Source organism: Leptospira perdikensis (assembly GCF_004769575.1).
Taxonomy (GTDB): Bacteria; Spirochaetota; Leptospiria; order Leptospirales; family Leptospiraceae; genus Leptospira_A; species Leptospira_A perdikensis.
On record NZ_RQGA01000003.1, the window covers coordinates 1,096,754 to 1,121,338 of the forward strand.

General features: G+C 41.0%; 21 protein-coding genes and 1 tRNA gene. 13 read left to right on the forward strand and 9 right to left on the reverse strand.

Annotated features, from left to right (window positions below; genetic code table 11):
* Window positions 1-5: 5 nt before the first annotated feature.
* From EHQ49_RS06435 to EHQ49_RS06455, 5 genes are read left to right on the forward strand one after another with little or no spacing between them, the layout of a single operon-like run.
* On the forward strand, window positions 6-1,997 hold the full coding sequence (locus EHQ49_RS06435) for a FapA family protein (protein ID WP_135577438.1): 1,992 nt from the start codon (window positions 6-8) through the stop codon (window positions 1,995-1,997).
* A gap of 11 nt (window positions 1,998-2,008) precedes the next feature.
* On the forward strand, window positions 2,009-2,299 hold the full coding sequence (locus EHQ49_RS06440; RefSeq protein ID WP_135577440.1) for a hypothetical protein: 291 nt from the start codon (window positions 2,009-2,011) through the stop codon (window positions 2,297-2,299).
* Between the two features lie 47 nt (window positions 2,300-2,346).
* A complete protein-coding gene (locus EHQ49_RS06445; RefSeq protein WP_135577442.1) occupies window positions 2,347-3,222 on the forward strand; it encodes a hypothetical protein in 876 nt (291 codons plus the stop codon).
* A gap of 12 nt (window positions 3,223-3,234) precedes the next feature.
* Entirely contained in the window at window positions 3,235-3,519 is a 285-nt protein-coding gene (locus tag EHQ49_RS06450) for a DUF370 domain-containing protein (RefSeq protein WP_135577444.1), read from the forward strand.
* Entirely contained in the window at window positions 3,516-4,079 is a 564-nt protein-coding gene (locus EHQ49_RS06455) for a guanylate kinase (RefSeq protein ID WP_135577446.1), read from the forward strand. The genes EHQ49_RS06450 and EHQ49_RS06455 overlap by 4 nt, the downstream gene beginning before the upstream one ends.
* Before the next feature lie 21 nt (window positions 4,080-4,100).
* Here the strand turns inward: EHQ49_RS06455 and EHQ49_RS06460 are convergent, their stop codons facing one another.
* Together EHQ49_RS06460 and EHQ49_RS06465 are read right to left on the reverse strand one after the other, a co-directional pair.
* Entirely contained in the window at window positions 4,101-4,751 is a 651-nt protein-coding gene (locus EHQ49_RS06460) for a periplasmic-type flagellar collar protein FlbB (protein ID WP_002989672.1), read from the reverse strand.
* Window positions 4,751-5,350: a flagellar export protein FliJ gene (locus EHQ49_RS06465; protein ID WP_135577448.1), complete on the reverse strand. Its 600-nt coding sequence runs from the start codon at window positions 5,348-5,350 to the stop codon at window positions 4,751-4,753. Before EHQ49_RS06465 ends, EHQ49_RS06460 begins: the two co-directional genes overlap by 1 nt.
* A gap of 205 nt (window positions 5,351-5,555) precedes the next feature.
* Between EHQ49_RS06465 and EHQ49_RS06470 the strand changes: the two genes are divergently transcribed.
* Window positions 5,556-8,579, forward strand: a complete 3,024-nt coding sequence (locus tag EHQ49_RS06470; RefSeq protein WP_244241374.1) for a SpoIIE family protein phosphatase — start codon at window positions 5,556-5,558, stop codon at window positions 8,577-8,579.
* Window positions 8,580-8,671: 92 nt separating this feature from the next.
* Here the strand turns inward: EHQ49_RS06470 and EHQ49_RS06475 are convergent, their stop codons facing one another.
* The 5 genes from EHQ49_RS06475 to murA all read right to left on the reverse strand — a co-directional run bounded on the left by EHQ49_RS06475 (window position 8,672) and on the right by murA (window position 13,618).
* A complete protein-coding gene (locus tag EHQ49_RS06475) occupies window positions 8,672-10,036 on the reverse strand; it encodes a FliI/YscN family ATPase (RefSeq protein ID WP_135577452.1) in 1,365 nt (454 codons plus the stop codon).
* Window positions 10,037-10,231: 195 nt separating this feature from the next.
* Window positions 10,232-11,011 (reverse strand): hypothetical protein, encoded by a 780-nt coding sequence (locus tag EHQ49_RS06480; RefSeq protein WP_135577454.1) that lies wholly within the window; start codon window positions 11,009-11,011, stop codon window positions 10,232-10,234.
* A 137-nt stretch (window positions 11,012-11,148) separates the two neighbouring features.
* Window positions 11,149-11,463: an LIC10235 family protein gene (locus tag EHQ49_RS06485; protein WP_002973161.1), complete on the reverse strand. Its 315-nt coding sequence runs from the start codon at window positions 11,461-11,463 to the stop codon at window positions 11,149-11,151.
* Between the two features lie 172 nt (window positions 11,464-11,635).
* On the reverse strand, window positions 11,636-12,313 hold the full coding sequence (locus EHQ49_RS06490) for a 4Fe-4S dicluster domain-containing protein (protein WP_135577456.1): 678 nt from the start codon (window positions 12,311-12,313) through the stop codon (window positions 11,636-11,638).
* Window positions 12,314-13,618, reverse strand: a complete 1,305-nt coding sequence (murA, locus tag EHQ49_RS06495) for a UDP-N-acetylglucosamine 1-carboxyvinyltransferase (protein WP_135577458.1) — start codon at window positions 13,616-13,618, stop codon at window positions 12,314-12,316.
* 44 nt (window positions 13,619-13,662) lie between these two features.
* Between murA and EHQ49_RS06500 the strand changes: the two genes are divergently transcribed.
* A complete protein-coding gene (locus tag EHQ49_RS06500; RefSeq protein ID WP_135577460.1) occupies window positions 13,663-14,808 on the forward strand; it encodes a hypothetical protein in 1,146 nt (381 codons plus the stop codon).
* Window positions 14,809-14,814: 6 nt separating this feature from the next.
* Here the strand turns inward: EHQ49_RS06500 and EHQ49_RS06505 are convergent, their stop codons facing one another.
* Entirely contained in the window at window positions 14,815-16,581 is a 1,767-nt protein-coding gene (locus EHQ49_RS06505; protein ID WP_135577462.1) for a glycoside hydrolase family 3 protein, read from the reverse strand.
* 90 nt (window positions 16,582-16,671) lie between these two features.
* Here EHQ49_RS06505 and EHQ49_RS06510 point away from each other — a divergent pair, with 90 nt between their 5' ends.
* Window positions 16,672-17,844, forward strand: coding sequence for a DUF3095 domain-containing protein (locus tag EHQ49_RS06510; RefSeq protein WP_135577464.1), 1,173 nt, complete (start codon window positions 16,672-16,674; stop codon window positions 17,842-17,844).
* Window positions 17,845-17,852: 8 nt separating this feature from the next.
* Here EHQ49_RS06510 and EHQ49_RS06515 read toward each other — a convergent pair whose 3' ends face one another.
* Entirely contained in the window at window positions 17,853-20,615 is a 2,763-nt protein-coding gene (locus EHQ49_RS06515) for a DUF1554 domain-containing protein (protein WP_135577466.1), read from the reverse strand.
* Between the two features lie 300 nt (window positions 20,616-20,915).
* Here EHQ49_RS06515 and EHQ49_RS06520 point away from each other — a divergent pair, with 300 nt between their 5' ends.
* From EHQ49_RS06520 to EHQ49_RS06540, 5 genes are all read left to right on the forward strand, one after another.
* Entirely contained in the window at window positions 20,916-21,620 is a 705-nt protein-coding gene (locus EHQ49_RS06520; RefSeq protein WP_135577468.1) for an OmpA family protein, read from the forward strand.
* Window positions 21,610-22,812, forward strand: a complete 1,203-nt coding sequence (locus EHQ49_RS06525) for a hypothetical protein (protein WP_208732164.1) — start codon at window positions 21,610-21,612, stop codon at window positions 22,810-22,812. The genes EHQ49_RS06520 and EHQ49_RS06525 overlap by 11 nt, the downstream gene beginning before the upstream one ends.
* A 120-nt stretch (window positions 22,813-22,932) precedes the next feature.
* Window positions 22,933-23,592, forward strand: a complete 660-nt coding sequence (locus EHQ49_RS06530; protein ID WP_135577471.1) for an arylesterase — start codon at window positions 22,933-22,935, stop codon at window positions 23,590-23,592.
* Between the two features lie 15 nt (window positions 23,593-23,607).
* Window positions 23,608-24,303, forward strand: coding sequence for a TenA family protein (locus EHQ49_RS06535; protein ID WP_135577474.1), 696 nt, complete (start codon window positions 23,608-23,610; stop codon window positions 24,301-24,303).
* Between the two features lie 148 nt (window positions 24,304-24,451).
* Window positions 24,452-24,523 (forward strand) — tRNA-Gly (locus EHQ49_RS06540).
* Window positions 24,524-24,585 lie beyond the last annotated feature (62 nt).

The window sequence follows — 24,585 nt, forward strand, 5'->3', positions numbered from 1 at the left end:
CAGATATGTCTCTCACTGAATTTCTTACAGAGGAACTGAAAGAGTTCGACCGTAAGGAAAAAGAACAAGTGGAAGTCATTGCCGATACCATCGAAGAGTGTCTGGCAATTGCATCACAACACTTAGGTCGCAAAGTCCATGAAATTGATTATACTATTCTAAAAAGAGGAAAGAAGTCTCTTTTCTTTTCGGAACCCTATCATATTCGAGCCTCTATCATTCCCGATGATATGCTTTTAGATGAACTTAGTCTTTTAGACGAACATCTAACGGGTGGTAGTGGGAAGTTGGTTTCTAAAGACTTAAAAGAACTAGTCACCCCTAAAAACAAGGATGGTCGGGTTACTGTAAAAATTTACAGAACAGGTGTATTCGTTACCGTTTACCCACCGAGTGGCGAAGGTCTTGTTATGACTATGGCGGATGTTTCCAAAAAACTATCCTTTCGTGGTGTGGCAGGTGTTGACCAAAACCTAGTTAATAAAATCCTTAAAGAGAAAAAAGGCGAACCTGTCCTTATTTCCAACCAAAAACCAAAGGCAGGGAATGATTCAAGTTGCAACGTCGAAATTGCACAAGAGAATATGAGAGCTTTTGTAACCGTGTTTCCAGCAAGACCTGGTGGACGTGATTTAGAAGTATCCGATATCGTAGCAGCACTCAAAGGAATGGGTGTGGCTCATGGTCTCAAAGAAGATGATATTCGTAAAAGTTTAGATGAAGATATTATCAACAAACCTTTCATTGGTGCGGAAGGTGATTTCCCTGTGAATGGGAAAAATGCAGAAATCAAATACTATGTTCGCACAGAAAAGAAAATCAACTTTAAAGAAGACCAATCCGGTCGCGTTGATTATAAAGACTTAGATATGATTGAAAACGTTGTCGTTGGACAACTGTTAGCCGAAAAACTCCCGGCAGAAAAGGGAAAGTTTGGACGTAACTTATTTGGGATGGTACTACCTGCTAAAGATGGTTTGGATACAGAACTCAAACAAGGAAAAGGAACCATTCTATCGGAAGACAAAATGCGTCTTACCGCCGAAGTCAACGGACAAGTATTATATGCTGCCGGTAGACTTTCTGTAGAAACCGTTTATCGCATTAATGGAGACGTGGGTGTTCGTACAGGTAATGTTACCTTCCTCGGTTCCATCATCATCACAGGAAACGTAGAAGATAACTATTCTGTAAAAGCTGCCGGTAACATTGAAATTTATGGAACGGTCCAGAAAGCCATCGTGGAAGCAGATGGTGATATCATCGTCCGCCAAGGAGTGACGGGAAGGGAAGAGGCACGTGTAGAATCCACGGGTGGAAACATTGTCGCCAAGTTCATCCAGAACGCCACTTGTATCACAGAAAAAGACATCATCGTCCAAGAAGGTATTTTACATTCTCATTTGATGGCTGGGGGAAAAATTTCCTGCAAAGGAAAACGAGGTCAGATTGTGGGCGGAACCATCCAAGCGGCCCAACTGATCTCTGCCAAAATCATCGGTTCTCAAGCCAATCCGCAAACCGATCTCATTGTAGGAAACAACCCGAAGATCCTAAAACAGATTCAGGAATACGAAGAGAAACGAAAAGAAAACCAGGACAAACTGGACCAACTCACAAAAACCATGCGCACCCTAAAAGCAAGGAAAGAGGCCGATCCAGCCAGCTTTACCTCGGAACAGGACGCCCATTTGCAAAAATTGGAAGCAGGGACCAAAAAACTCGACAAACGGATCGCTGAGGCCGGAAAGGACATCCAAACTCTAACCGAATACATGGATGAGCAGGCTGCCAATGGCCGTATTTCGGTCGAGAAGACCATTTTCCCGGGTGTTACCATCCGCATCCGCAATGCTGAGTTCAAACTCCGCCACGAGACCAAAGCCAAGACCTTTTTCGAAGAAGAGTCTCAGGTCCGTAGCGCACCATACGAAGATCCAGACGAAGCGAAAAATGACTGGAGAAAAAAGAGAGGGCGTGGTAAGTCTAAGAATTAAGAGGGTTCCCGATGATTCTAAACGAAAACTTCGCGAGTATCGCCCACCACTACGATTTTGCACGTAGGGCCCAGGCAGAGAATCCTTTTACCCACCAAAACCAGGTGGTGGAATTGCAAAAGGTTGTGATCCAAACCCAAAACCGAGCCCAAACGGTTCCTGAGACAAAGTCGGGTAACCAGAGTTCGGCGGCGAAACCGAAACAAGACAAAGAAAATTCGGTTTATGCTTATTCCAAAGAGGGGGTCATTTATGACAGACCCAATTTGGAAAGAGGATCTCGTTTTGATTTAAAAGCTTAAAGTTCTCACTCCGGAATGTTGTTGGAAATGTTCTGAAGGAGAGCGACATGGAACTCTTTTCTCTCGTTTTAATCAATATACTATTTTGTGGGATGATGTATGTATTCATCTCTGCCAAAGTTCAAAAGGCAGTCGGGGAATATTACGATAAAAAATTAAACCGAGCCATTGATATGGCCACAGCGGAAACCATCAGAGAACTTGATGCTACCGTTGCAGTCATAGAATCAAAAATGGTAGCACTTCGTACGATGATGGAAAAAGGGGAGGTGCTTGTAAAAGAATTCAAACATTACCAAAATTCTGGTCTTTCCATGAAATCAGAGTTAGTTCCTGATTTAACTGCTGAAGAAGAACCAACTCTTGATATCAAAGAACAAAGAACCGGAATTGGTAAAATTTACCAAGCAAATCAAATCCCCGTTCCGAGTGATGAAGTAGAAACCACAGAAGGTGCAGTCAACCAAGCCTTCGGGAAATTAGGTAAAGCGGTCAAAGGAATTTTTGGAATGGAACCATTAACCACACCATCTGCAGAATCATTTGATAATTTGGAAGTTCCTACTTTTCAACCTAAGATGAATTATACGGTAGGTGGGAATCCTTTTACCGAAGAAAAACCATCGGAATCCATTCGCAATGAACTTGTTGACGGATCAAAAAAACGAGAATTTTTAAACGAAGTATCCAAAGCCAATGACCCTGCTTTTGCGTCTTACCAAAAAATGAGTATGGAAAAAGTAGAACTTTCGATTGAGTCAGCATTAGAAGAATTACCTCCTTCTGCGACAAAGATTGATAAAGTGGTTCATCTCATCAAAAAAGGATACAAACATGATGAAATTTCAGAAGCCATGAATATTGGCATTCATGAAATTCATTTAATTGAAACGATTCGACTTGATCGATCTAGAAGAATCTAAAAATATGTTTCCATGTCTTCGTTTCCCATACTCAATGTAGGTTTTTCTAATGTAGTATTTGTTTCGAAAATTCTGACCATACTTCAAGCGGACTCTGCTGGTGCCAAACGGCTCCGCTCGGAAGCTAAATCGGAAAATAGACTCATTGATGCTACTGGTGGGCGAAAGACAAGATCCGTTCTCGTTTTAGATTCAGGCCATATCCTCCTCTCTGCCATCCGACCAGAAAGTTTATCCAAACGATTGGAAACTGGTGATAACCATATTGGCGAGGGAGAAGAGGAGTCTGAAGATTGAAAGTAAATCCTAATTTATATATTATTTCTTCTGTAGCAGGTGGTGGAAAGTCTACCATTATCTCTGAATTACTAACAGAGTTCCCAGATTTTTATTTTTCCATATCCTGTACCACTCGGGAACCAAGGCCAGGGGATGTGGAAGGTAAAACCTATTACTTTCTTTCCATCGAGGAGTTTCAAAAACGAATCACCAATGGCGAGTTTTATGAATGGGCAGAAGTGCATGGCAATTACTATGGAACTCCCAAAGCTCCCATTTTAGATGCCATTCGTGATCATCGGGTAGCGCTTCTCGATTTGGATGTCCAAGGGGCAAAATCTGTAAAGGCACTCCGACCAGAATCTGTGACTATCTTTATTGAACCACCGAGCAGAGAGATTTGGATCGAAAGACTGATCCGTCGCGGAACCGATTCCAAAACCAGTATCGAAAGAAGGATTGAAAATGGAATCAGAGAATTGGACGAAGCGCCAAGCTTTGATTATGTGGTTGTGAATGATCGACTCGAAGACGCCATTCGAGACGTTAAAACCATTCTTTTTCAAAAAGAATCTTAAACCAAAAAAACAAAACGAGGATTATGGTTCGTCGTTATCCTCATCGATACTTTTTCCATAATTAGGAACGTTCCTTGCTCCGGCATCCAACCATTTATTAGAGATCACAGATCTTCTTTCTGCGGGAAACAAAGTGAGTAGGTAAGTCGTGATGGTCTGTCTTCCATCCTCTTCAGCATCTCTATCCATTTGTTCAAATACTTCAATGATATCGTAGTCAGGCCAATTGATTAACATATCTCTTGCCGATTCGGGAGGCATATTGGCCACCTTGTTTGCGAGGACTTTTACTTTTTCAGCGCGGGCATTGTCTTTTTTCAACTTGTCCGCCATCTCTTTTTCTTTTCGTTGGATTCCTTCTTTTAATTCTTCCAAACGTTCTTTATCAGCATGGAGTGAAGAAGATTTTTCTTCTAACTCACGTTTCATTTGTTCTAGCTCTTCACGGTCAGCGATCAGTCTTTCTTTGGCTTTTTCCATCTCTAATTTTTCCAATTCGGTTGGTGAGAGAAGGTCTTGGTTTACAAGCCCTGCTTGTTTTTTTAGAAATGGTAAATAGTCTTCGGCGTTGATAACTTGGAAGTAATCAAAAACAAAAAACCCGATGGCGATTAAAAAGAAAATAAGAACGATTAAAAAGAAGGATCTTGTGCTATCAGTTACACTTGCCATTATGATTTCCCTTGTCCTAGGTAGAATTTTTCATAAAAATCACGAAGAGTTTTGAAGTCGGATGTAAGTTCATCACCCCCATCTTCACGGTTCAGAATTTTGAAAGTTCTTGGAATTTTTTTAGATTTTGAAGGCCCATAACTTTCTGTCGAATCGAATAATGATTGTTTGCTTAGTTGAAGGTTAAATTCTTCAACTTCTCTTCGTTCCATTCGGTTTCGTTTTTTCTTCCATTCAGCATATCGTTTGTCTTTTAAAACCTCGATTACCTTTTTATTCATTCGGGCAACCATTACATCTTTACGAACCAAATTGACTTCTTCGTTTTGTGTTGCGATCTTTTCATCCAATTCCTCGTTGCGTCGCATCAGGCCTTGGATGTATTGTTCGATGGAAAGGTAATCGGATAGGCTTGTTCCCACTTTAGAGGAAGCAAGGATGGCTTCGTAGGAAGATTCAATTTCTCTTTCATTGGAATCTTTTTCTCCAATGAGAGAATTCAGTTTGGAGACAACCTGGGAGAGCCGACGGATTTCTTCTTCTTCCCGCCAACCTCGTAATTTGAGAACTGTCTCTAAACTAAAACGAAATCGTTTCACACCTGTCTATTTCTTCGGTTCTGAATAATTTTTGTACTCTTTTTTACTCGTATTTTTAAAAAAATGAGTAAAACTTGCAATATTGTCTTATAAACACTTACATCTGATTGTTTCGGCGTTTGTCCTCTATAACCTAACGGTATCCCAGTTGTTGGCAACCCCTCCCTCCGAAATTGTACGCAAAAGCCAGGGAAACCCAGTCCACTTGGAAGGGTCATGGGAGTTCTATCCGCATACATTTTTATCCGAACAATTGGAGATTCCAAAGACCAAACTGGAAGTTTTGGTTCCCGGAATTTGGAATTCAGAATTTGGTACAGGGAATGGATTTGGAACCTACCGTTTGGTTTTGGAAAGACCTGAGGGAACGGATCCAGATGCAGTTTATGGAATCAAACTTGTGGATATGGCCACGGCCTCCCGTGTGTTTTGGAACGGAAAACTTCTCGGTTCTTCGGGAGTCGTTTCCAAAATTCCAGAAGAGTCCATACCTTCTTACCAATTTCAATTTTACCCACTTCCTTGGAAGGAGGGACCTAACGAACTATTGGTGGAAATCTCTAATTTTCAACATGACAAAGGGGGAATGTGGGAGCCGCCTTACGTAGGAGAATGGAACAAACTTTTAAAGGAAAATGAAAAAGACTTAGCTTCTTCTTTATTTTTGGCCGGGGCCGTTTTCATCATCGCATTATACCATTTTGGATTGTTCTATTTTAGACGTTCCGATAAGGGAAATTTACTTTTTGGTTTTGCAGCTCTTCTTCTGTCCCTTCGTACTTTGTTTACTGGCGAGAGGTTTGGGTTCAATGAAATCGCACCTTATATCAGCTGGAATCTTTGCCTTCGTCTTGAATTTTTAACCTTTTATTTATCTCCCTATCTTTTCTTTGCTTTTTTTCGTGAATTTTATCCTAACTTCTATCCTCGTTGGATGCATCGAATTCTACTAGTTCCCACTTTAGTTTTTGTCAGTTTTATTTTGGTTCTACCCACACCCGTTTACACAAAGTTAAATGGATACTTTCATATTGTTTTACTTTCTGGAATTCTTTTGATATTTCAAGGTGTGTTCCGCGCAGTTTTGGCTAGAAAAGAGAGTAGTTTATTATTTGCCATCGGGATCATATCCGTGGCGATCGCAGCCTTCATTGATTTACTCAACGCATATCAGATTGTTTATACGGTAGAAGCCATCCCAATTGGGATCTTTGTTTTTATTTTGGTACAATCTTTAACGCTCTCCAGAAGGTTTAGTCGGGCGTTTTCTGATGTGGAATCTCTTTCCAAACGACTCCTTGCCCTCGACAAATTAAAGGATGAGTTTTTAGCAAATACTTCACATGAATTAAAAACACCTCTGAATGGAATTATTGGTATCGCCGAATCTATGTTTGATGGTATTGGTGGAAAACTAAATCAAGAACAAAGGCAGAATTTAGGGATGATTGTCAGTTCTGGAAAACGTTTGTCTTCCCTTGTGGATGATATTTTGGACTTTTCCAAAATGAAAAATAGAGATTTGGATTTGGATCTCAAAGCTATAGACCTTCACCAGATCTGTGATTTGGTTCTTGTGATTTCTAGACCTCTATATTTTACAAAAAATCTAACCGTTCGTAACCATGTGCCCATGGATTTTCCTCCGATTCTCGGGGATGAAGCACGACTCCAACAAATCCTATTCAATTTAATTGGTAATGCCATTAAGTTTACAGAAAAAGGCCGGATTGATGTTTCAGCTGAAATTATGGAAAGGATGTTGGTCCTTTCGATTAAAGATACGGGAATTGGAATCCCAAAAGATAAATTTGCGGATATTTTTCGATCCTTTGAACAAGTGGATGCATCCACCACACGTAAGTTTGGTGGAACTGGACTTGGGCTTGCGATATCCAAACGTTTGGTAGAATTACACGGCGGAACCATTTGGGTGGAGTCTACTGAGGGAGAGGGTTCTACTTTCCGATTCACACTTCCTTTGGCAAGGGAAGGAGAGATTCCGATGGAAAAACCTCCCGTCAAAAAGACAGATCTCTGGTTTGGAGGTGAGTCCCCAGAATTTGAACCCATCGAAGAAATTACGGAAGAGTATGATGGGGAAAAAATCAAAGTCCTTGTTGTGGATGATGAGCCAATCAATCGCCAAGTTCTCAAAAACCATCTAACACTTATTGGGTGTGATGTTCATGAAGCGGCCAATGGTGGAGATGCCATCCGCATGGTAAGGGATGAAGGCCCGTTTGAGTTGATGTTACTGGATATTATGATGCCCGGGATGAGTGGTTATGATGTTTGTACGGTATTAAGAGAATCTTATTCCTTATACCAACTGCCTATTTTATTTTTAACTGCAAAGAACCAAATCACCGATATCATTGCTGCTTTGGAAGCCGGTGGAAATGATTATTTGGCTAAACCTTTCGACAAACGGGAGTTAATATCTCGTGCAAAAAATTTAATTACTTTAAAAAAAGCAGTAGAAGAACAAAACAAATTCATTGCCTTCCAAAATGAGTTGGGTCTTGCTAGAAAACTCCAAAGTTCCATCCTTCCCGAAGAAGCTCCGAACATTGCCGGTATTAAAACTGAATTTTATTATGAACCTATGGACAGCGTAGGAGGAGACTTCTTTGATTTTCATGCCATTTCCGAAACGGAACTTGGTGTGATGGTTGCTGACGTTTCGGGGCATGGAATTCCTGCGGCCCTCATCTCAGCTATGTTAAAAATTGCCTTTTCCACTCAGATACGTTTGTCTAGGGAACCGGCCCAACTTATGACTCAAATCAATTCCACTTTACTTGGAAAAATGAAGGGGGCCTTCCTCACTGCCTCTTATATTTATATCAATTTGGAAACAAAAGAAATGATCCATGCTCGTTGTGGTCATCCACCCCTCATCATCAACCGTGTGGGAGAATCCAAATCCAAACTCAGTTTGCCACAAGGAAAACTCATCGGTTGGATTCCTGAACTAGACATTCAGGAAGATGTGGTCCCTCTCCGTACTGGGGATCGAATTGTATTATATACCGATGGGATTACGGAAGCTACGAATAAAGAAAAAGAAATGATTGGTCAGGAAAATTGGGAAACCATCGTACATAGATACAGTGGGTATCCTATTTCTGAATCCAAACGTCTATTACTCGAAAGGATCAAAGAATTTACAGGGAATCGTTCCCCAGATGATGATGTGACTTTAGTGGTTTTAGAAATTGAGTGATTTTTTAGATCAGTAATTTGGTTTTAGAAAATTTAGACATCAGTACGAATTACAAATCAAACGATAAAGTCAAATTGGGATGTTCAGTTAGATTAAAAATCATCTTCGTTACGAACCGAAGATTGTAAAATTTTTGTGAGTCGGTTCGTGGCATCATTGTAATTAGATTTTTCCTCAATCCTTTGCCTAAGATAATCATCAATTTGAGATTTTTTATCTATGGCCATATCTACCTTCTCATCGGCACCACGAACATAAGCGTTGAGTAAGATGATGTCTTCTGAGTTTTTGTATTTAGAAATGAGTTCCCGAACGATGGATGACCGCATATAATGATCTTCATTCACAATCTTTTGCATCAACCTTGAAAGAGAAGCTGGAACATCAATTGCTGGATAATGACTTTGTTCTGCGAGTTTTCTTGTAAGAACAATGTGACCGTCAATAAATCCGCGCACCTTATCTGCAACAATATCATCCATATCATCTTCGGCGTCTGTTAATACGGTATAAAAACCTGTAATAGAACCACCGTTATGTGAAGTTCCGGCCCTCTCTACAAGTTTAGCCATTTTGGTAAATACACTGGATGCATATCCTTTGGTTACCACTGGCTCTCCAATAGAAAGTTCCCTCAGTGCCTCCGCATAACGAGTGAGGGAGTCCATATATAAATTAACGGACATTCCTTTTTCTCGAAAGTATTCGGCCGCAGAACAAGCTAAGTTGGCGCAACTTACTTGTTCCATTTTGGAAGAATCAGAAGTTGCTACAAAAACAACCGATTTTGCGAGAGCTTCTTTACCTAGTTCCACATGTAAGAATTCATTTACCTCGCGACCCCTTTCTCCGATCAGAGCCACAACGTTCACATCAGCGTTCGTATAACGGGCGATCATCCCAAGTAAACTCGACTTACCTACACCAGAACCAGAAAAAATTCCAATCCTTTGGCCACGGCCTACAGTTAACATTCCATCAATCGCACGAACACCTGTTTCTAAAATGTCAGTGATGGGAGGGCGGTCGAGTGGATTTAAAAAACGAGGTTCGGATGCTCTTTCTTCTTTGGTAATGAGGATCCCTTTGTTGTCGATGGGTTTGCCAAGACCGTTTAACACACGTCCTAATAACTCGGGACCTGCGTTTAAAGTGATTTGTCTCCCGGATGAAAAAACAAAAGCATGCGGAAATATTTCTTGGGTATCACCTAATGGCATTAAGGTGTAGAGATGGTCTTTGAAACCGACAAGGACACAGGCAAGATATCCTTTGTCCGAACCACGTTCGACTTCTAAAATTTCCCCCACCTTAGAATCAGGCGGCCCTTGGGAATAAATGACATTGCCCACCACGGATACAACGACCCCACTTTTACGAATGGGTTCAATTTTTTCGACGACATTCAGGTATTTGGAAATGGCATCGATATGTTCCGTAAATTTCTTTTCGATCATGGGGGCTTTTCACTCATCCAATCATGTGACATAATTAAATCAAGCGAATTGAGGGTTGGTCTGGGGTGAGTGTGGGATTGAGGGCGGTTATCTAGAGACTAGTATGACACCCCCTTGATGGCTGTTCGCAGGAAACACCCTGGTTTCTATGGCCCCTTCCTTTTACGGATCAGGGGCCATAAACGGGAACTGCCTCTAACGACAGAGTTTGATTTGATCGATATTGGAAATTTGACGTGGTGTGGGTAATTTTTTTCCTAAGATGACATTTCCACCTTCACCGACACTTGCGGATTCATAGGCCCACTTGCCGAAGTTTGTGGAGACGGTAAAACAATCAGGAAAGGATTTGGTTTCTTGGATTTCTGATCCAGCCCAAACCAAAACGCGGTCAGGAGTTCGGAGATAGAGTTTTTTTCCATCTTCCGCCCAGCGGATTCCATAAAGAGGAAGGGCCGTCCAAAAGTTGATGGGAAAACTTTGGATTTTTTTGTCGATGAGTTGGATGATGTTCAATTCAAATTCAGAAAATTCTCCCTCTGCAGTTGGACTCGCAGTGACCAGTGCCACCAAGTTGCCGTTAGGGGAGGGAGCCATCTGGAAGATGATTCGTTTTTCGGGGGTGGCCGGATAAGAAAAGGCACCACCTGTTTCTGGATATAAAGATAGTGTTTGGTTTAGTGTTCCATATTCATCATCTTTTCCATATAACACAAATAACGTGGCAGAATTTGTATGGTAAAACATTCCGTCGCCGAGAGACCAAGATGGAAGATCCCATTCTTTAACGGATTTACCACCGGTCGTTCCATTTTTTATTAATTTGATTTTACTTGTATAATTTCGTTTGTCCGTTGTTCCGTTTAAAGGATTCCACGAATCTTTTTCTTCATAAGCTACGGTAAGAACTAAATTGAAATTGGGGTCATTACTTGGAGAGACTTCTTCTGCCAATTGTGCATGGCGCCAGATCATTTGAGAGCATCCGATTAAGGTTAGGGCTAAAATTGGTAGGAGAAACTTCATGACAAAAAGGATAGGCGGAAGGATGTGCCTGTAAACAAAAAAGGGGACCAAAGTCCCCTCTTAGTTAGAAAAATGCAGATAAAGGTCTATTTTCCTTTTTTTGCTTTAGCTTTTTCTTTGTTTTTTTGGTCAATTTCTGCTCTGTGTGTGTCGCAAAGTCTGTAAAGGATTCCTGTTACAGGATTTTTACGAGTGACTTTAGTTCCACAAACGATGCAAAGACCTTGAGCTCTTCTTCTTTTATAGAGTTGTTGTACTCTTTCCGCTCCGGAAGCTTTGTATTTAGAGATTTGAATTCTGAATCCTTTGAAAAGGTAATTTCCAATGGATTTTTCAGGATCTTTTTTCAAATCCTCTGCAATTTTGTCGATTTGTCCTGGGCCTACTTTTTGTGGTTCCATAGCTTTCTTTTTCCTTTAAATTGAAATTTTTATCTTTTTGACGAGGGAAATTCCCTTGCTCTAACAAGGGTATCTCTCTTCTCTCTAAAAAATTCAAGATATTTTTTCATCGAATAACAATTTTTTGATGTTTTGCGATGATTTTTTTTCTAAAACGATTGATAGGTGATCATTATTGTTTTTTGAAATTGATTTGAATTGCTTTAGGAAAACTAGGACAAGATTCAACACAAAGTCCACATCCAGTACAAGAAGATGATGAAAAAACTGGCAAATTCCCTTTAAATTTCACTGTTTTTTCAATCGGACATGTAACAAAACAGACATTACAGGTCGATTCACCAGTTTTTTCGTTAATACAATGTTCAGCGATCGCCTTCGCCTTACCGAAATTTGGTTTTTCACCGGACACTTCGTACGGAAGTAGTGCTTCTTCAGGACAAACACTAATACACGGCCAATCAGTGCAGAGATGACATGCTTTTGCGTTAGGATCAAAATGGGGAAAATTCTTTCCAGATTCTGGAATTGTGACAGGAAATAAGACGGCGTATGGACAGGCAAAAATACATTCATTACATCCAGTACATAGAGAGAAAAAATCAGGAGAAGCACCGGGAGGAAGGGCAAGAGTCTGAAACATTCTTGTTTTGCGTTTCCGGACTGTTGTTGGTTTTGGTTTCGACTTTTCTTTGCTAGATGGTAATTTTTTTTTGCGGGCAGTTTTTGGTTTGGGAGTTTTTTCTTCTTCCCAAACCTCTCGTATGGCTTCGGTTAATTCGTCTGCTTTGTTAAATGTAAATTGGAAGACAGACTTAAAACCTTCACGAAAAAGATCCTTTCGTTTCATCTAATCGGAGACTCTTTCGATTTGAGCACCCAAAGAACGGAGACGAGTGTCAATCGATTCAAAACCTCTGTCAATTTGAACAATGTTATGAATTTCACTTTGGCCTTCGGCACAAAGGGCAGCAATGATCATGGCCATACCGGCTCGGATGTCGGGGCTTGCGACCCTTTGCCCGTACAAACGGTTGGCACCAATCACGATGGCTCTGTGGGGATCACAAAGGATGATTTGTGCACCCATAGCAATGATATTGTCTACGAAGAAGAGTCTAGATTCAAAAAGTTTTTCGTGGATGAGGACTGTCCCTTTACACTGGGTAGCTGTCACAAGCGCTACTGAGGTCATATCTGCTGGAAATCCAGGCCAAGGAGCGTCGTCAATTTTGGGAGTGGCACCATGGTAATCCGGAATGATTTCCATCTTTTGATCCGAAGGGACAAGGATTCCATTTTCCGTTGGTCTCACCTCGATACCCAAACGCGAATATACCATACGAATCATTCGTATGTCTTCTGGATTTACGTCAGTAATATGGATTTCTCCACCAGTAACGGCTGCTAGGCTAATGAAGGAACCAATTTCTAAATAGTCAGAACCAATTCTGTGTCTAAGTCCACCAATCGGTGAGGTAAGTTTGGTCACACCTGCAATCATTAGGTGATTTGTTCCGACACCTTCAATTTTGGCACCAGCCGCAATTAAAAAACGGCAAAGTCCTTGAACATGTGGTTCCGATGCTGCGTTACGAATCGTTGTTAGGCCTTCCGCATATACAGCAGCCATCACTGCATTTTCTGTTGCAGTTACAGAAGCTTCATCAAGTAAGATGTCTTTTCCCACCAAACGGTCAGCAGTGATCATATATCCGTCGGGAAAAACTTCGATTTTGGCACCAAGTGCCTCTAAGGCAAGTAAGTGGGTGTCCATACGGCGACGACCAATTTTGTCACCACCAGGTTTCGGAAGGAAGACCCTTCCTGTACGCGCAAGAATTGGACCGGCCAGTGTCACAGCTCCCCGGAGTTGAGAACAAAGTTCATAGGGGAGATCCGATTTCACTGGATTTTTTTTCTGAAAGAGGTAAGATCCTTTTGTATCGAGGGCTGTGATTTCCACTCCAATTTGGCGGAGGACTTCCATGAGTTTGAGAACATCGGCAATTTCCGGAAGGTTATCCAGAATGACGTCCCCTTCCCAAAGAAGGAGGGCTCCAAGAAGCGGGAGCGCTTCGTTTTTATTTCCTTGGGGAACTACTGTTCCGTGGAGAGGATTTTTGCCGATAATTTTGAAGTAGGAGGAACTCACCTTGCTTCCATTCGACACAATACGGATATGAGGAAAAGTAATTTATGAATTTTATAGCACAAGTCGTTTGGATTTTTCCAAAATTTGAGATGATCTACCTCTTTTACATCTTTCTTATGGGAGTTGCTGCCTTTATTTACGTGAAGGCGATGAATTATTTACAAAACAAACAAACAAGCGTAGTCAATCATTGGGTTGAGTTCCAAAGATATGCCGCCGCTAGGAAATGTAACCAACTCGAACTCAACATTCTGCATTCTTTTTATGACCATTTGAATGAAGACGAACGTGAAATTTATCTTCTGCCTGAAAACCGGAACAAACTTAAAAACGCTTTGTATCGGTATTTTTTAAAATCCAACACCAATACAACGGAAAAGGAAGTCGATCTTTTTGATAAACTTTTTCGATCAGGGGTGGAGTTCAAAAAAGAAATTCTTTCTCTCAATGATCTCTCTGTGGGGGAGGTTGCAGCCCTCGAAGCCGATGGGCGAGAGGAGTTAACCTATGTGATGCAAAAAACGGCAGATGAACTTCTTTTGTCAATCAAAGGTCTTTCGAAGGATTTATTGGTTCCAGGTAAGGAAGCAAAATTGTATGTGTTTCGACCAAGTAGCGGTGGTTATCTGCTGGAAGGAACGGTAATTAGAACTAATGAAAGTGGTGCCATTTTTCATTTTAATGGAAAAATTGAAAGGAAAGGGGAATCCCATTTAATGCTTATGGAAAAAGTATCTCTTACGGTTTCCCCTTGGCCACCACCAGATGAAAAAAAACAGGTATTAGAACTCGATAAAAACAAACTTCTTCTCACAGAAGAAAATATCGATAAACAATTGGAAGTTTTGAAACGTATTGCCAAAGATCAAAAAGAGAACAATCAGAAACGATTTGAAATGAAAGAAACTCCAACAGTGTTTATTACTATGTCAGAACGTTTGTCTGATCGTGGAGTATTGTTTACCTTCCCTTCTGGAATATCGCCTGAAATTTGGAAACTTCAAGATCTTTGGGAAGTGAGTTTTAGTTTAGAAAATGGACCAACGTTTAATATCCGTGCCAAAATGATGCCCACCAAACAAAAGTCAGATTTGTATTTGCTTCGTTATGTAGATGCGGACGAAACAGTGCGGAAAACTTTGTATGAAGAAATCCGCAAACGTGGTGGTGTCAGGGAAGTTCTGACTTAAAAAAAATTACAATCTTTCCGGGAAGGCACCTTTGGAAGGTGTCTTCGATCCTTTCTGTAATAAAATCAAATCCACTTTGGGAATTTCTTTTCCTGAAGTGAGTTTCTCGCCGAATGCTTCCCAAGATCCTTGGGTTAAAGAAAAAGATAACAAATACTGTAAGTTAGGAAGTTCAGGAAGTTTGATGAAAGGAGTTCCACCATGTAAGATGATGAACTTTTTTGTAGGATGTTTTTTGGCGAGGGCGGCAACGGATAGAACTTCTGGTTCCGAAGTGGAATCAAAAAGATAAGTTGTGACGGTTTTATCTTTGGATCGCGATGGGAAGTTTTTGAAAGGGACAGAATTTATTTTTTTTGTCCCAAGGGTTTCTTTTAAGCGATTGTTTTTCACAAAGGATAAAGTTCCTTCTGAAAGAATTCCGGAAGTTACGAATGATTTTGGATAGGCGCGGATGGAATCTTCGTTGATTTCTTTTACAAAGTTTTTGGATTCAGATAGTTTTGTATATCTTTGGTTTCTTTCCAAATTCCAATTGGCCAAATATTCTTTTTGTTTTGGGTTTTCATCGTAAACTTTAGGAAGAATGGAATTTTCATCATATAGACCTAGTTCCAATTTTTTGCGGATTTGTTTTTGTACAGCTTCTTTGAGTTTGTCATGTTCCTTTCCCTCTTTGTCTACATAACGAAACTCGCCATTTTTATAGGCATCACTGAGTTGTGCTTTGAACTTCCTTGCTGTTTCACCCCAACTAGTCAGAAGAACTATATTGGCACCGGCAAGGATTGTTAATACTCCTGGTCTGTCCTTTTCATAATTTTTAGAGATAGCATGCATCTCCATCGCATCTGTGATGATGATCCCATCAAAATTTAGATTCTTTCGTAAAACGTCCGTTAGTATTGTTTTAGAAAGTGTGGCTGGAAACTGAGGGTCAATTTTAGGATACATGATATGAGCAGACATCACTGCTTCTGCCCCACCAGTGATAGACCTTTTGAAAGGAACTAGTTCCAGTTGTTCTAACTCTTCCAAACTTTTATTTATGATTGGAAGCCCTAAGTGGCTATCGACGGTCGTGTCTCCATGCCCCGGAAAGTGTTTGATGACAGGAAGGCATCCCCCGGCCCGAGCACCTCTTTCATAGGCTACTGCTACATCGGAAACTCGTTTGGAATCAGAACCAAACGAACGTGTGTTGATCACTGGGTTTAAAGGATTGTTGTTGATGTCAAGAACGGGTGCAAAAAGAAAATTGAGTCCGAGGTTACGAAGTTCATAGGATGTGACGAATCCAACAGTTTCTCCCCATTCGGTATTTCCTGTCTGGCCCACGGCCATAGCTCCCGGGTAGTGTGTGATCCCGTCTTGGACTCGAAAGACTCGACCGCCTTCTTGGTCTGTGGAAATGAGAAAGGGGGAAAGTCCTTTGTCTTTGGCGGCAGATTGTAAATTGTTTGTGAGTGAGAGGATTTCTTCCTTTTTACCTAAGTTCTTACCGAAGAGAATGATCCCTCCTGGTTGGGTTGCAGCGATCTCTTCTAAAGCGACTGCATCCACTATCTTTTGGGGAATGGCAATGTGGATGGTCTGGCCCACAAGTTCTGCTTCTGTCATTGCGTTGGTGATGGCCCATGCTTTTTCTTCCAACCAAACCTTTCGTTCGTTGGCGGCAAGTTCCGTTAAATAGAATCCAAAACAATAGGAAGAGCCAAAAAATCCGAAAAGGAGGAAAAGGGAAAACGATGTGCGAAGAAGAACTTGGTTCATAAGGTATGATAGTACGATTTACAGACGGCTTTTCCGAGACAACTAAGAAAAATATCTGCTTTGTCTACGAAATCCATCGTCTGACTCTCTGTGGATGATTTTTATAAAAACCTAAAACCAAGTCCCGATTTTAAAAATCTCTTTGAAGGTAGTATGCCCACAAAAGTTCCCGATGATTGGTTCATTCTCATTACGGACATTGTTGGATCCACAAAGGCCATAGAAGAAGGTCGTTATAAAGATGTGAACACGGCTGGAGGACTTACCGCCATCGCAGTGGCCAATGTCTATGGACATATGGACTTTCCATTTGTATTTGGTGGTGATGGAGTTACTTTTTTACTACCTATCAATTTATTATTTCCGATTCGTTCTGCTATCGCGGATACCATTTCTCAAGTGCAGTCCGCTTTTGGATTGGAAATGAGGGCGGGGATCGTGCCGGTTCAGGAATTGTATCGAGCAGGTGCGGAATTATTTCTCAGTAAATTCCGAGCTTCTGATCACTATGTCCAGTGTTCGTTGTTTGGTGATGCATTACCTCTCGCAGAAAAGTGGATCAAAGAAGGAAAGGATGAGTCTTATTTAGTTCGCGAAAATGAAAAAATAATCCCTGCTGATTTTACGGGATTTACTTGTCGTTGGAAAGACATTCCAAGCGAACGAGGGGAGATTGTTTCTCTCATAGTCAAACCCATTCATAAAGATTTTGAAGTTTGTAAAAAAACAGTCACTCGTGTTCTGAATTTCATTCGTTCGGAATATGGGGAAGAAGGAGATTACCATCCTCTTCGAGTGAAACAAATAGAATTAGATTCGGGTCCATATTTACGAAATGAAGCTCTCGCTCGTGTGGGCAAAGCCAGTGGACTGAAGTTCTATTTAACTCTAACACAGATTTGGTTGGAAAGAACGGTTGTAGCACTCACCATGCGGTTCGGAATTCCTCTTCGTTCGGGGCATTATTCGTTGGACAAATTAAAGGACTATCAGGTTCTTTCTGCTGATTTTCGTAAGTATGATGGAACTTTAAAAATGGTCATTGATGGATCTCACGAACATAGGGAAGCCCTTGTTTCTTTTTTAAAACAATTGGAATCCGAAGGACTTCTCTGTTATGGGATATTTGTTTCGAACCGGTCGTTAATGACTTGTGTGCTGAAAGTAGCTTCCTCTGAGGAAGTTCACTTTGTGGATGGAGCTGATGGCGGTTTTACAATGGCCGCCAAAGCTCTGAAAGAAAAGTTAAAGGTGCTGCAGTGAGGGTTAGTTTATTGTTCTACGCAGATCAGTTTTTTCTGCAAATCACATCTTCTTTCCGCACTCGTAACGGATCCTGCCCCGTTACGAACCCAGATCTCTCCGTAGAAAAAAGTTGAAGCATTTGTAGTACAAGTTTCATAATTAAACCCATGGCAATTGTGTCGGTAAACAAGGGACGCATCGTTACAAGCCGCGGAGTTTGGGGTTGATGCTTGCGTTGCGGGAGTCAGGGTATTGGTCATTCCTGTCCAAAACTCATCGGCTGCAGTCGTCGAAAAATCACGAGACATTGTCGTTGGGCTAAACGATGCTGAACCGTTAGTAATAAAGAGCCTTGTGTGTTCATCACTACAAACACTATATCCTGAACCTGTACAACGAAAATAATGATAGTTAGATGAAAGTACCCAATTGACTCCACCAGGAACCCGGTGATTAGCAATGGAAGTGTCGCCAACACTATTACTGATAATCAAAGCTTTATAAGTTCCAGAAACACCAGCCGGTTTGTTGTTATTGCAGGTAAGGTCAGCTCCAAAAACACCGTCGGTTCCCATTTCGCCCTTATAAGTTCCCGCTGTAGTAAATATTTTCTTTCCTGTTGGCTCATCGTCTTCATTGGTAATCGAATGGTCAGCAGGATTTGTTGCGACTGAATAGTTGGTATCCGTGTTGGCAACCATTGCAAAACGAATGTCAAAGGATTGGTTCCCATCGGCATAGGAGTCATCTAGACCACTTACAGTGAATGATTGTTTGTTTGCCGAGTTGGCACAACCTGCATCTGAAGCATTCGCTGGCTCTACTTCACTGCCAATAGGAAATGTGATCGGAGATGTTGTGATGGTTCCGCACTCTCCATACGCTGCTTCTCCTGACGTATATGTTTTACAGCTAATATTTAATACAACTGGTTGGCTCGGGTTATTTCCTCCCAAACAAACATGAACCGTTGCAACATTGGCTGTACCTTCTCTGGGGGAACCAGTGTGGGTTACATAGAAAGCTTTTTCGTCATCTGTCGTTGCTGCATAAATATCACTAGGGTTGTAAACTAAACCACCCGTAGAAGTTGCCGTCGTGACCAACCAGTTTTGCGTAAGGTCAACCAAAGCATCATCCACATGGGTTAACGCAATTCTGTTTGTGGCACCGGTCTCCATAGCATTAAAATTACTGGAATCGATGGTTACATTGGTAGGAACTGTTCCTTCTGTTAGGTCGTCAGAAGTAAGGCCAACTGTAACGGGGGATGCAGGAGAGGTTTGTGTAATAAGCCAAATTTGTGTAGAGCCTCCTTCTTGTGCACTGAGTCGGCTACTATTTGTTCCGAAAGGAGAGCCCGAATAGTTACAAGGTTGGATGAGTCGTCCTCCATCATTGTCACAAGAACGAATGGAAAAATTCGGTTTGTAGACCGTTGTGCTATAAGTTGAGTCCGAAGAACTGACTGTAAAGGAAACAGTGTAGTCCTGGTTTCCCGAATTTGCTGAATCTGTATTACCGATTGCACGAAAGGTCTGGTAGGCATTCCAATCGGTCGGTGTGAATACCAACGAAGGAGTTTGGATTGTGCATTTAGTTCCACAATTGGATGTAAAATTCAGTGTTACATTGTTTGTTGGTTTAGAACGCAATCGAATTTGAAAGTTCGCATACTTATCTCCAAACTGATTGTTTTCATCAGTTGCAAATCCAGTAATCGTTGCAATACTCGAACTTGCAGAAGAGATCGTGGAACCACCGCTAAATTTAAGGACAGTAAATCCAGGTACACTTTGATCTAGGTTGTAAACCACTACGTTTCTCGGTTTGATTCCATTGTATTCAGAATCAGTGCTTGTCGTTTTTCCCAGTTCTATTGTATACGATTTTAATCCATCAAGTTCTAAATCATCAACGGAAGATACAGTGACAACTTGATCAACACTATAGTTTGCATTTGTGAAAGTGAGTGTTTTGGGATTGGCTACTCCTTCTCTATTGCCGACATTCACTGCATCATAAACATCGTTAATTGGAATTGTAACATTTGCAGTCGGCTGAGTTCTGAGCCTCACTTTGAAAGTTCCGTTAGTGGTTGTAGCAGAAGGCCCGGGTTCTTCCATCACTCGAATATTGGATACTCTGACGCCAGGCGCTTCATCATCTTCTAAAGAAACAGAAATATCACAGGCATCTTTTCCCGAATATGTTCCAGATGTTACGTTGCCGCTTCCATCTTTCTGAACCATTGTTCCTAAAGCAACGGTCATCGGATCTACAACTGGGTTTCTGAGAGCATCATCAACTCTGGTAAATCGAAAACACTGTCTTGCTGCCAATCCGTTTCCAGTGAAAGTGAGTTTTGACGGTAGGGCCAAAGGTCCAGGCACTGATTGGGTCGAAGTAATCCGTGAACCATAGTTAGATGATAGAGATACTGGAATTTCCACTGACCCTGAAAATGGGGAACTGGGATAGATACAAGTTTCGAAGCTACTGTATCCAAAGTCGGTGTCAGTTGGTGCAGGAGTAATTCCTGAATCTTCCGTTGTACTAAATGATGCTGATACATTTCCGTCTTCCACAAGCGAGACAGATTTGGTAGTGATCGTCACATCCGTTGAACAAGCGACTGTGGCTTCATTGCCAAACAACTTGTCGAATCGTTCACTGAATCCAAATAGGAAGGTATCACCCGCAGAAACCTGCCCACTACAATTTTGAAATGAAAATAAGGACAAAAAGAGGACTAGGAGGGAGGGGCGAATGTATTGGTAAAAGTTCATAAATAATTTCCAGTCACGAGTCTTAAAACTAGTCCAAATCTTTCATTTTATCCACTGGGAGCAACGAAAATCCGTTTCGAATGTAAATTTGAATGATCTATAGACAATTGTTAGTTGGTGAACGTAAAGTAAACAATTTGTAGCGAAATCCCAGAAGTTATTTTAGTGGGAAGTCCTAATCTGTATGGCAACTTTATGTTATATAATCTGAACCAATATTACAAATGGTGTTAATTTTAGATTAGAGAATTTATCAATTGATTTCAGCGGTTGCTTCTCAATATAAGGACTGTTGGCTTTATGCGTAAAAGAATATACTTATCAATCCCAATCCATTCCACCTTCCTTTTGTTATTTGTTATCAATTGCAATAGTATTGTAAAACAAGAATGGAAGGATTCAGTTGCTTTTCAAAAATTTTGCGGATGTGTCACTCCAAAAGAGGAGAAATCCGGCGACTATTTGGGGAGTTTACCCGAAGGTTCTTTGGACCAACTGGGAACTTCAGACTACTTAGAAAAATTATATAAAGGACTTCGAAACGATTTCGAACATACAGGAACCCCCTTTGAAGAAGTAGGAGGAAGTCTTGTGGGAAAAGGAGTCGAACTCAAAAGAATCGAAGATGATGAAAAAAGACTTCGAGAACTTCTTATCGTCATTGATGGGGACGTAGCTTTTCCATCAGGTAAATCCACTCTCACTCCCAAAGCAAAAGAACTCATCGCCAAAGTTGGGGACGCTATGGAAGCATACCCTGAAACCAATTGTCGAATTGGTGGACACACGGATAGTGTGGGTGCATTCTCAATGAACCTTAAGTTAAGTAAGGAACGTTCTCAATCCGTAAAACTTGAATTAAAACTAATTCACAGAATTGTTGAAGCACGTTTTAAGGAAGTGGATGGTTTCGCTGATTTACACAAAATAGTCGATACAATGCTTGCGGAAAAGAAAAACCGTAGAACAGAAATCTATGTGGGGACAGTGCGCATTGTTTACTAAGATAAAAATCCCTAATCTACCGAAGTCCATTCGTATCATTTTTGTTTTTATGATCCTTTTTTCTGTTCTACTGTTTCCTTTATTGGCAGAAGAGAACACAAAAGAAGGATCAGATACCACAACAAAAACCTCCGTTCCACTAGAAGACCGGGAAGATAACAAAACTCGGATGGATATTTTCAACCAAGTGTATGAACATCGTTTGATGTTACGCGGTGGTTGGGGGATTGGAAAACTTTCTCCTGCTATCTTAAATGAAACAGGACCTGCTTGGTTTCAAAATTCCCTTTTTCGTCAGATCTCGGAACCTGGTGCTCCGCTTTCGATTCCTTATAAACCTGCCAAAGAGTTGGGTGTAAACTCGCAGTTTTGGGACATTCGGTACGGTTACAAAAATAAATTTGAAGTTCAGTTTGCAGAAGATACTTCGCTTGGTGTATACAGTCGTAATCTTCCTGCTTCCAATAACTTTTTTTCTCCACGAACGGATACATACTGGGCAAGTTCCTTTGAAGGAAATCGTTTGCTTCGATTTGAAGGTGTGAGTCAACACCTACGATTTTCTTACACTCATCCTTTTTCCAAAATTTTTATGATTGGACCTTCGATCAATTTCCACCGTTATACGGAACGAAATAATATCTCTTACGGTTCTTATTCTACAAGTAGGCCCGAGGCTTCTATTCCGAACAAAGTCACTTGGTCAATTGGAGGAGATGCCAATGCCGAATATTCTATGAAAGGAATTTTGCCTGGGATCTTTACTAAGTTTAAACTCCGTGATTGGTGGGAACTTCGTGCACGTGTGGAATTGTTAGATAGAAAAGGAAACTTCTCTGTGTTAGGTTCTCAAATCATCCAGGAAATTTTTACTGATGGAAGTTCTCATTTGACAGGTGTGGTTCCTGCTTATGGGGGGAAGGTCAGAGATAAGGGTACCATCCTAAATCTGGAATCGTCTTTTCAATACTGTCGATTTTCCTTGGACATTGGTTTGATTCGCCAAGATGTCAAAAGAACCTACGAATCATATTTAGGTGATACGGTCGGAAATGTCCCAAGAAGTGACTATTCGGCAAGGAGTGTTTATATTGGATTTTCGGAAATGTCCGGCTCTATCAAACACACAATCACGGAATTTTACATCATGCCGGGTGTTTCCTTTTACTACGACTCCGATAAGATTTATTAAACCCATCCGATTGTTTGTTTTTCCAAACAATCGCTCCGTGACCCATTTGTGGAGTGAGTCTTCCTATGATTTGATTTAAAATGTTTGATTTTTCATCCTTCGCAAACAATCTAATGATTGATGCCGTACTTTATTTTGATTAGTTTTTTCCTACTTCTCTCTTGTGGGAATTCCTCCGACCCAACAAGTAAAAACTCTACAGCTATAGAAGAATCGAATGTTACCAAACGAATCATCTATTTTGGAGATTCTCTCACAGCAGGGTATGGACTTCTCGATTTTGAAGATGCCTGGCCCCATGTCCTTACCAAAAAAATCAATGCAGAAGGGTATTCGTATCAAATGACAAATGCTGGAGTTTCCGGCGATACAACAAGTGGTGGACTGGGAAGATTGGAATGGGTTTTGGCAGAAAAACCCTCTATCTTTGTACTTGAGTTAGGTGCCAATGATATGTTACGCGGGATTAGTCCTTCCGTTACAAAAGAAAATCTTCGTTCTATGATCCGCCAAATTAAATCCCAATACCCATCCACCAAGATATTGTTAGTTGGCATGTATGCCACACCCAATATGGGAAAAAAATATGGAAAAGAATTCAATTCTATCTATCCCGATCTTGCAAAGGACGAAGATGTTCCTTTGGTCCCTTTTATTTTGGAAAAAGTAGCATCCATTCGCAAACTCAACCAAAAGGATGGAATCCATCCCACGGACGCTGGCCATAAATTAGTTGCGGACACAGTGTACCCTTACCTTAAACCTTTACTTGTAAAATAATTTTCTGGAGTTAAGATGACTAGTCCTTTCCCCATCCCAAGTTTTGCCGAACTTTGTAAGGTATCTGCAAAAAAATCATTTGGTGCTTCGTTTTCTCATCCCTTTGTTTTGGCTCTTGCTGACGGATCCTTAGATCCAAAAATTTTTCGTTTTTACCAGATCCAAGATGCCAAGTATTTAGAATCTTTTTCGGATGCTTGCGCCATTCTTTCCACAAGGGTCACAGACCCAGAGGATAAACTTTGGCTTGTGGATGCCGCAAGGATGGCTCTTGTTGTGGAAAGCCAACTCCATATGGGGTATGGAAAAACACTTGGTTATGATGCCAAAACCATTGCCGAAACCGAACCGACTCCCAACAATTTAGCATACCAAAACCATATGATAACCTCCGTTGTTAAAGGTGGGGTAGTGGAAGGATTTGCGGCCATTGCCCCTTGTCCTTGGCTTTATATTGATCTGGGACAACACTTATTAAAACTCAAAGGATCCATTCCGGAAGACCATCCTTATGCTTCTTGGTTACTGATGTATTCCGATCCTGGGTTTAATGAATATATGACAAACCTTCTCTCTCGGTTACAAAAATATGCGGATCTTGCCGATGAAGATTCTAAAAAACGAGCCGTTGCCGCCTTCCAACAAAGTTGTAATTATGAATGGATGTTTTGGGAACAAGCCTGGACGGAACAAACTTGGCCTTCTCGTTAAATAACAGTTAGTTGGTTTGGAGGTTTTCCTTGTCGAATGGATGAGGGGGCTTCCGATTTCCCTATTAACTTCGATTTTCCTCTGTAATTTTCGTCTTTTTTCCTTGCCGATTTGTCCAGATTCCAAATGATGGTTTCACAAACCTTCTGCGGGAATAGCTCAGCGGTAGAGCATCTCCTTGCCAAGGAGAGGGTCGCGGGTTCAAGTCCCGTTTCCCGCTAATGAAGGTACGCTTCTTTTTCTTTCCACTACACTCTCTTTATTTACACTGGATATAATACG

What these genes read in the sequence shown, in the direction of transcription:
- EHQ49_RS06480 (WP_135577454.1), bottom strand. Translation starts at nt 11,011, where the DNA reads ATGATCTGGCGCCATGCACAATTGGCAGAAGAAGTCTCTCCAAGTAAT.
- EHQ49_RS06505 (WP_135577462.1), bottom strand. Translation starts at nt 16,581, where the DNA reads ATGAACCAAGTTCTTCTTCGCACATCGTTTTCCCTTTTCCTCCTTTTC.
- EHQ49_RS06475 (WP_135577452.1), bottom strand. Translation starts at nt 10,036, where the DNA reads ATGATCGAAAAGAAATTTACGGAACATATCGATGCCATTTCCAAATAC.
- EHQ49_RS06445 (WP_135577442.1), top strand. Translation starts at nt 2,347, where the DNA reads ATGGAACTCTTTTCTCTCGTTTTAATCAATATACTATTTTGTGGGATG.
- EHQ49_RS06435 (WP_135577438.1), top strand. Translation starts at nt 6, where the DNA reads ATGTCTCTCACTGAATTTCTTACAGAGGAACTGAAAGAGTTCGACCGT.
- EHQ49_RS06450 (WP_135577444.1), top strand. Translation starts at nt 3,235, where the DNA reads ATGTCTTCGTTTCCCATACTCAATGTAGGTTTTTCTAATGTAGTATTT.
- EHQ49_RS06515 (WP_135577466.1), bottom strand. Translation starts at nt 20,615, where the DNA reads ATGAACTTTTACCAATACATTCGCCCCTCCCTCCTAGTCCTCTTTTTG.
- EHQ49_RS06490 (WP_135577456.1), bottom strand. Translation starts at nt 12,313, where the DNA reads ATGAAACGAAAGGATCTTTTTCGTGAAGGTTTTAAGTCTGTCTTCCAA.
- EHQ49_RS06485 (WP_002973161.1), bottom strand. Translation starts at nt 11,463, where the DNA reads ATGGAACCACAAAAAGTAGGCCCAGGACAAATCGACAAAATTGCAGAG.
- EHQ49_RS06500 (WP_135577460.1), top strand. Translation starts at nt 13,663, where the DNA reads ATGAATTTTATAGCACAAGTCGTTTGGATTTTTCCAAAATTTGAGATG.
- EHQ49_RS06520 (WP_135577468.1), top strand. Translation starts at nt 20,916, where the DNA reads ATGCGTAAAAGAATATACTTATCAATCCCAATCCATTCCACCTTCCTT.
- EHQ49_RS06535 (WP_135577474.1), top strand. Translation starts at nt 23,608, where the DNA reads ATGACTAGTCCTTTCCCCATCCCAAGTTTTGCCGAACTTTGTAAGGTA.
- EHQ49_RS06530 (WP_135577471.1), top strand. Translation starts at nt 22,933, where the DNA reads ATGCCGTACTTTATTTTGATTAGTTTTTTCCTACTTCTCTCTTGTGGG.
- EHQ49_RS06460 (WP_002989672.1), bottom strand. Translation starts at nt 4,751, where the DNA reads ATGGCAAGTGTAACTGATAGCACAAGATCCTTCTTTTTAATCGTTCTT.
- EHQ49_RS06440 (WP_135577440.1), top strand. Translation starts at nt 2,009, where the DNA reads ATGATTCTAAACGAAAACTTCGCGAGTATCGCCCACCACTACGATTTT.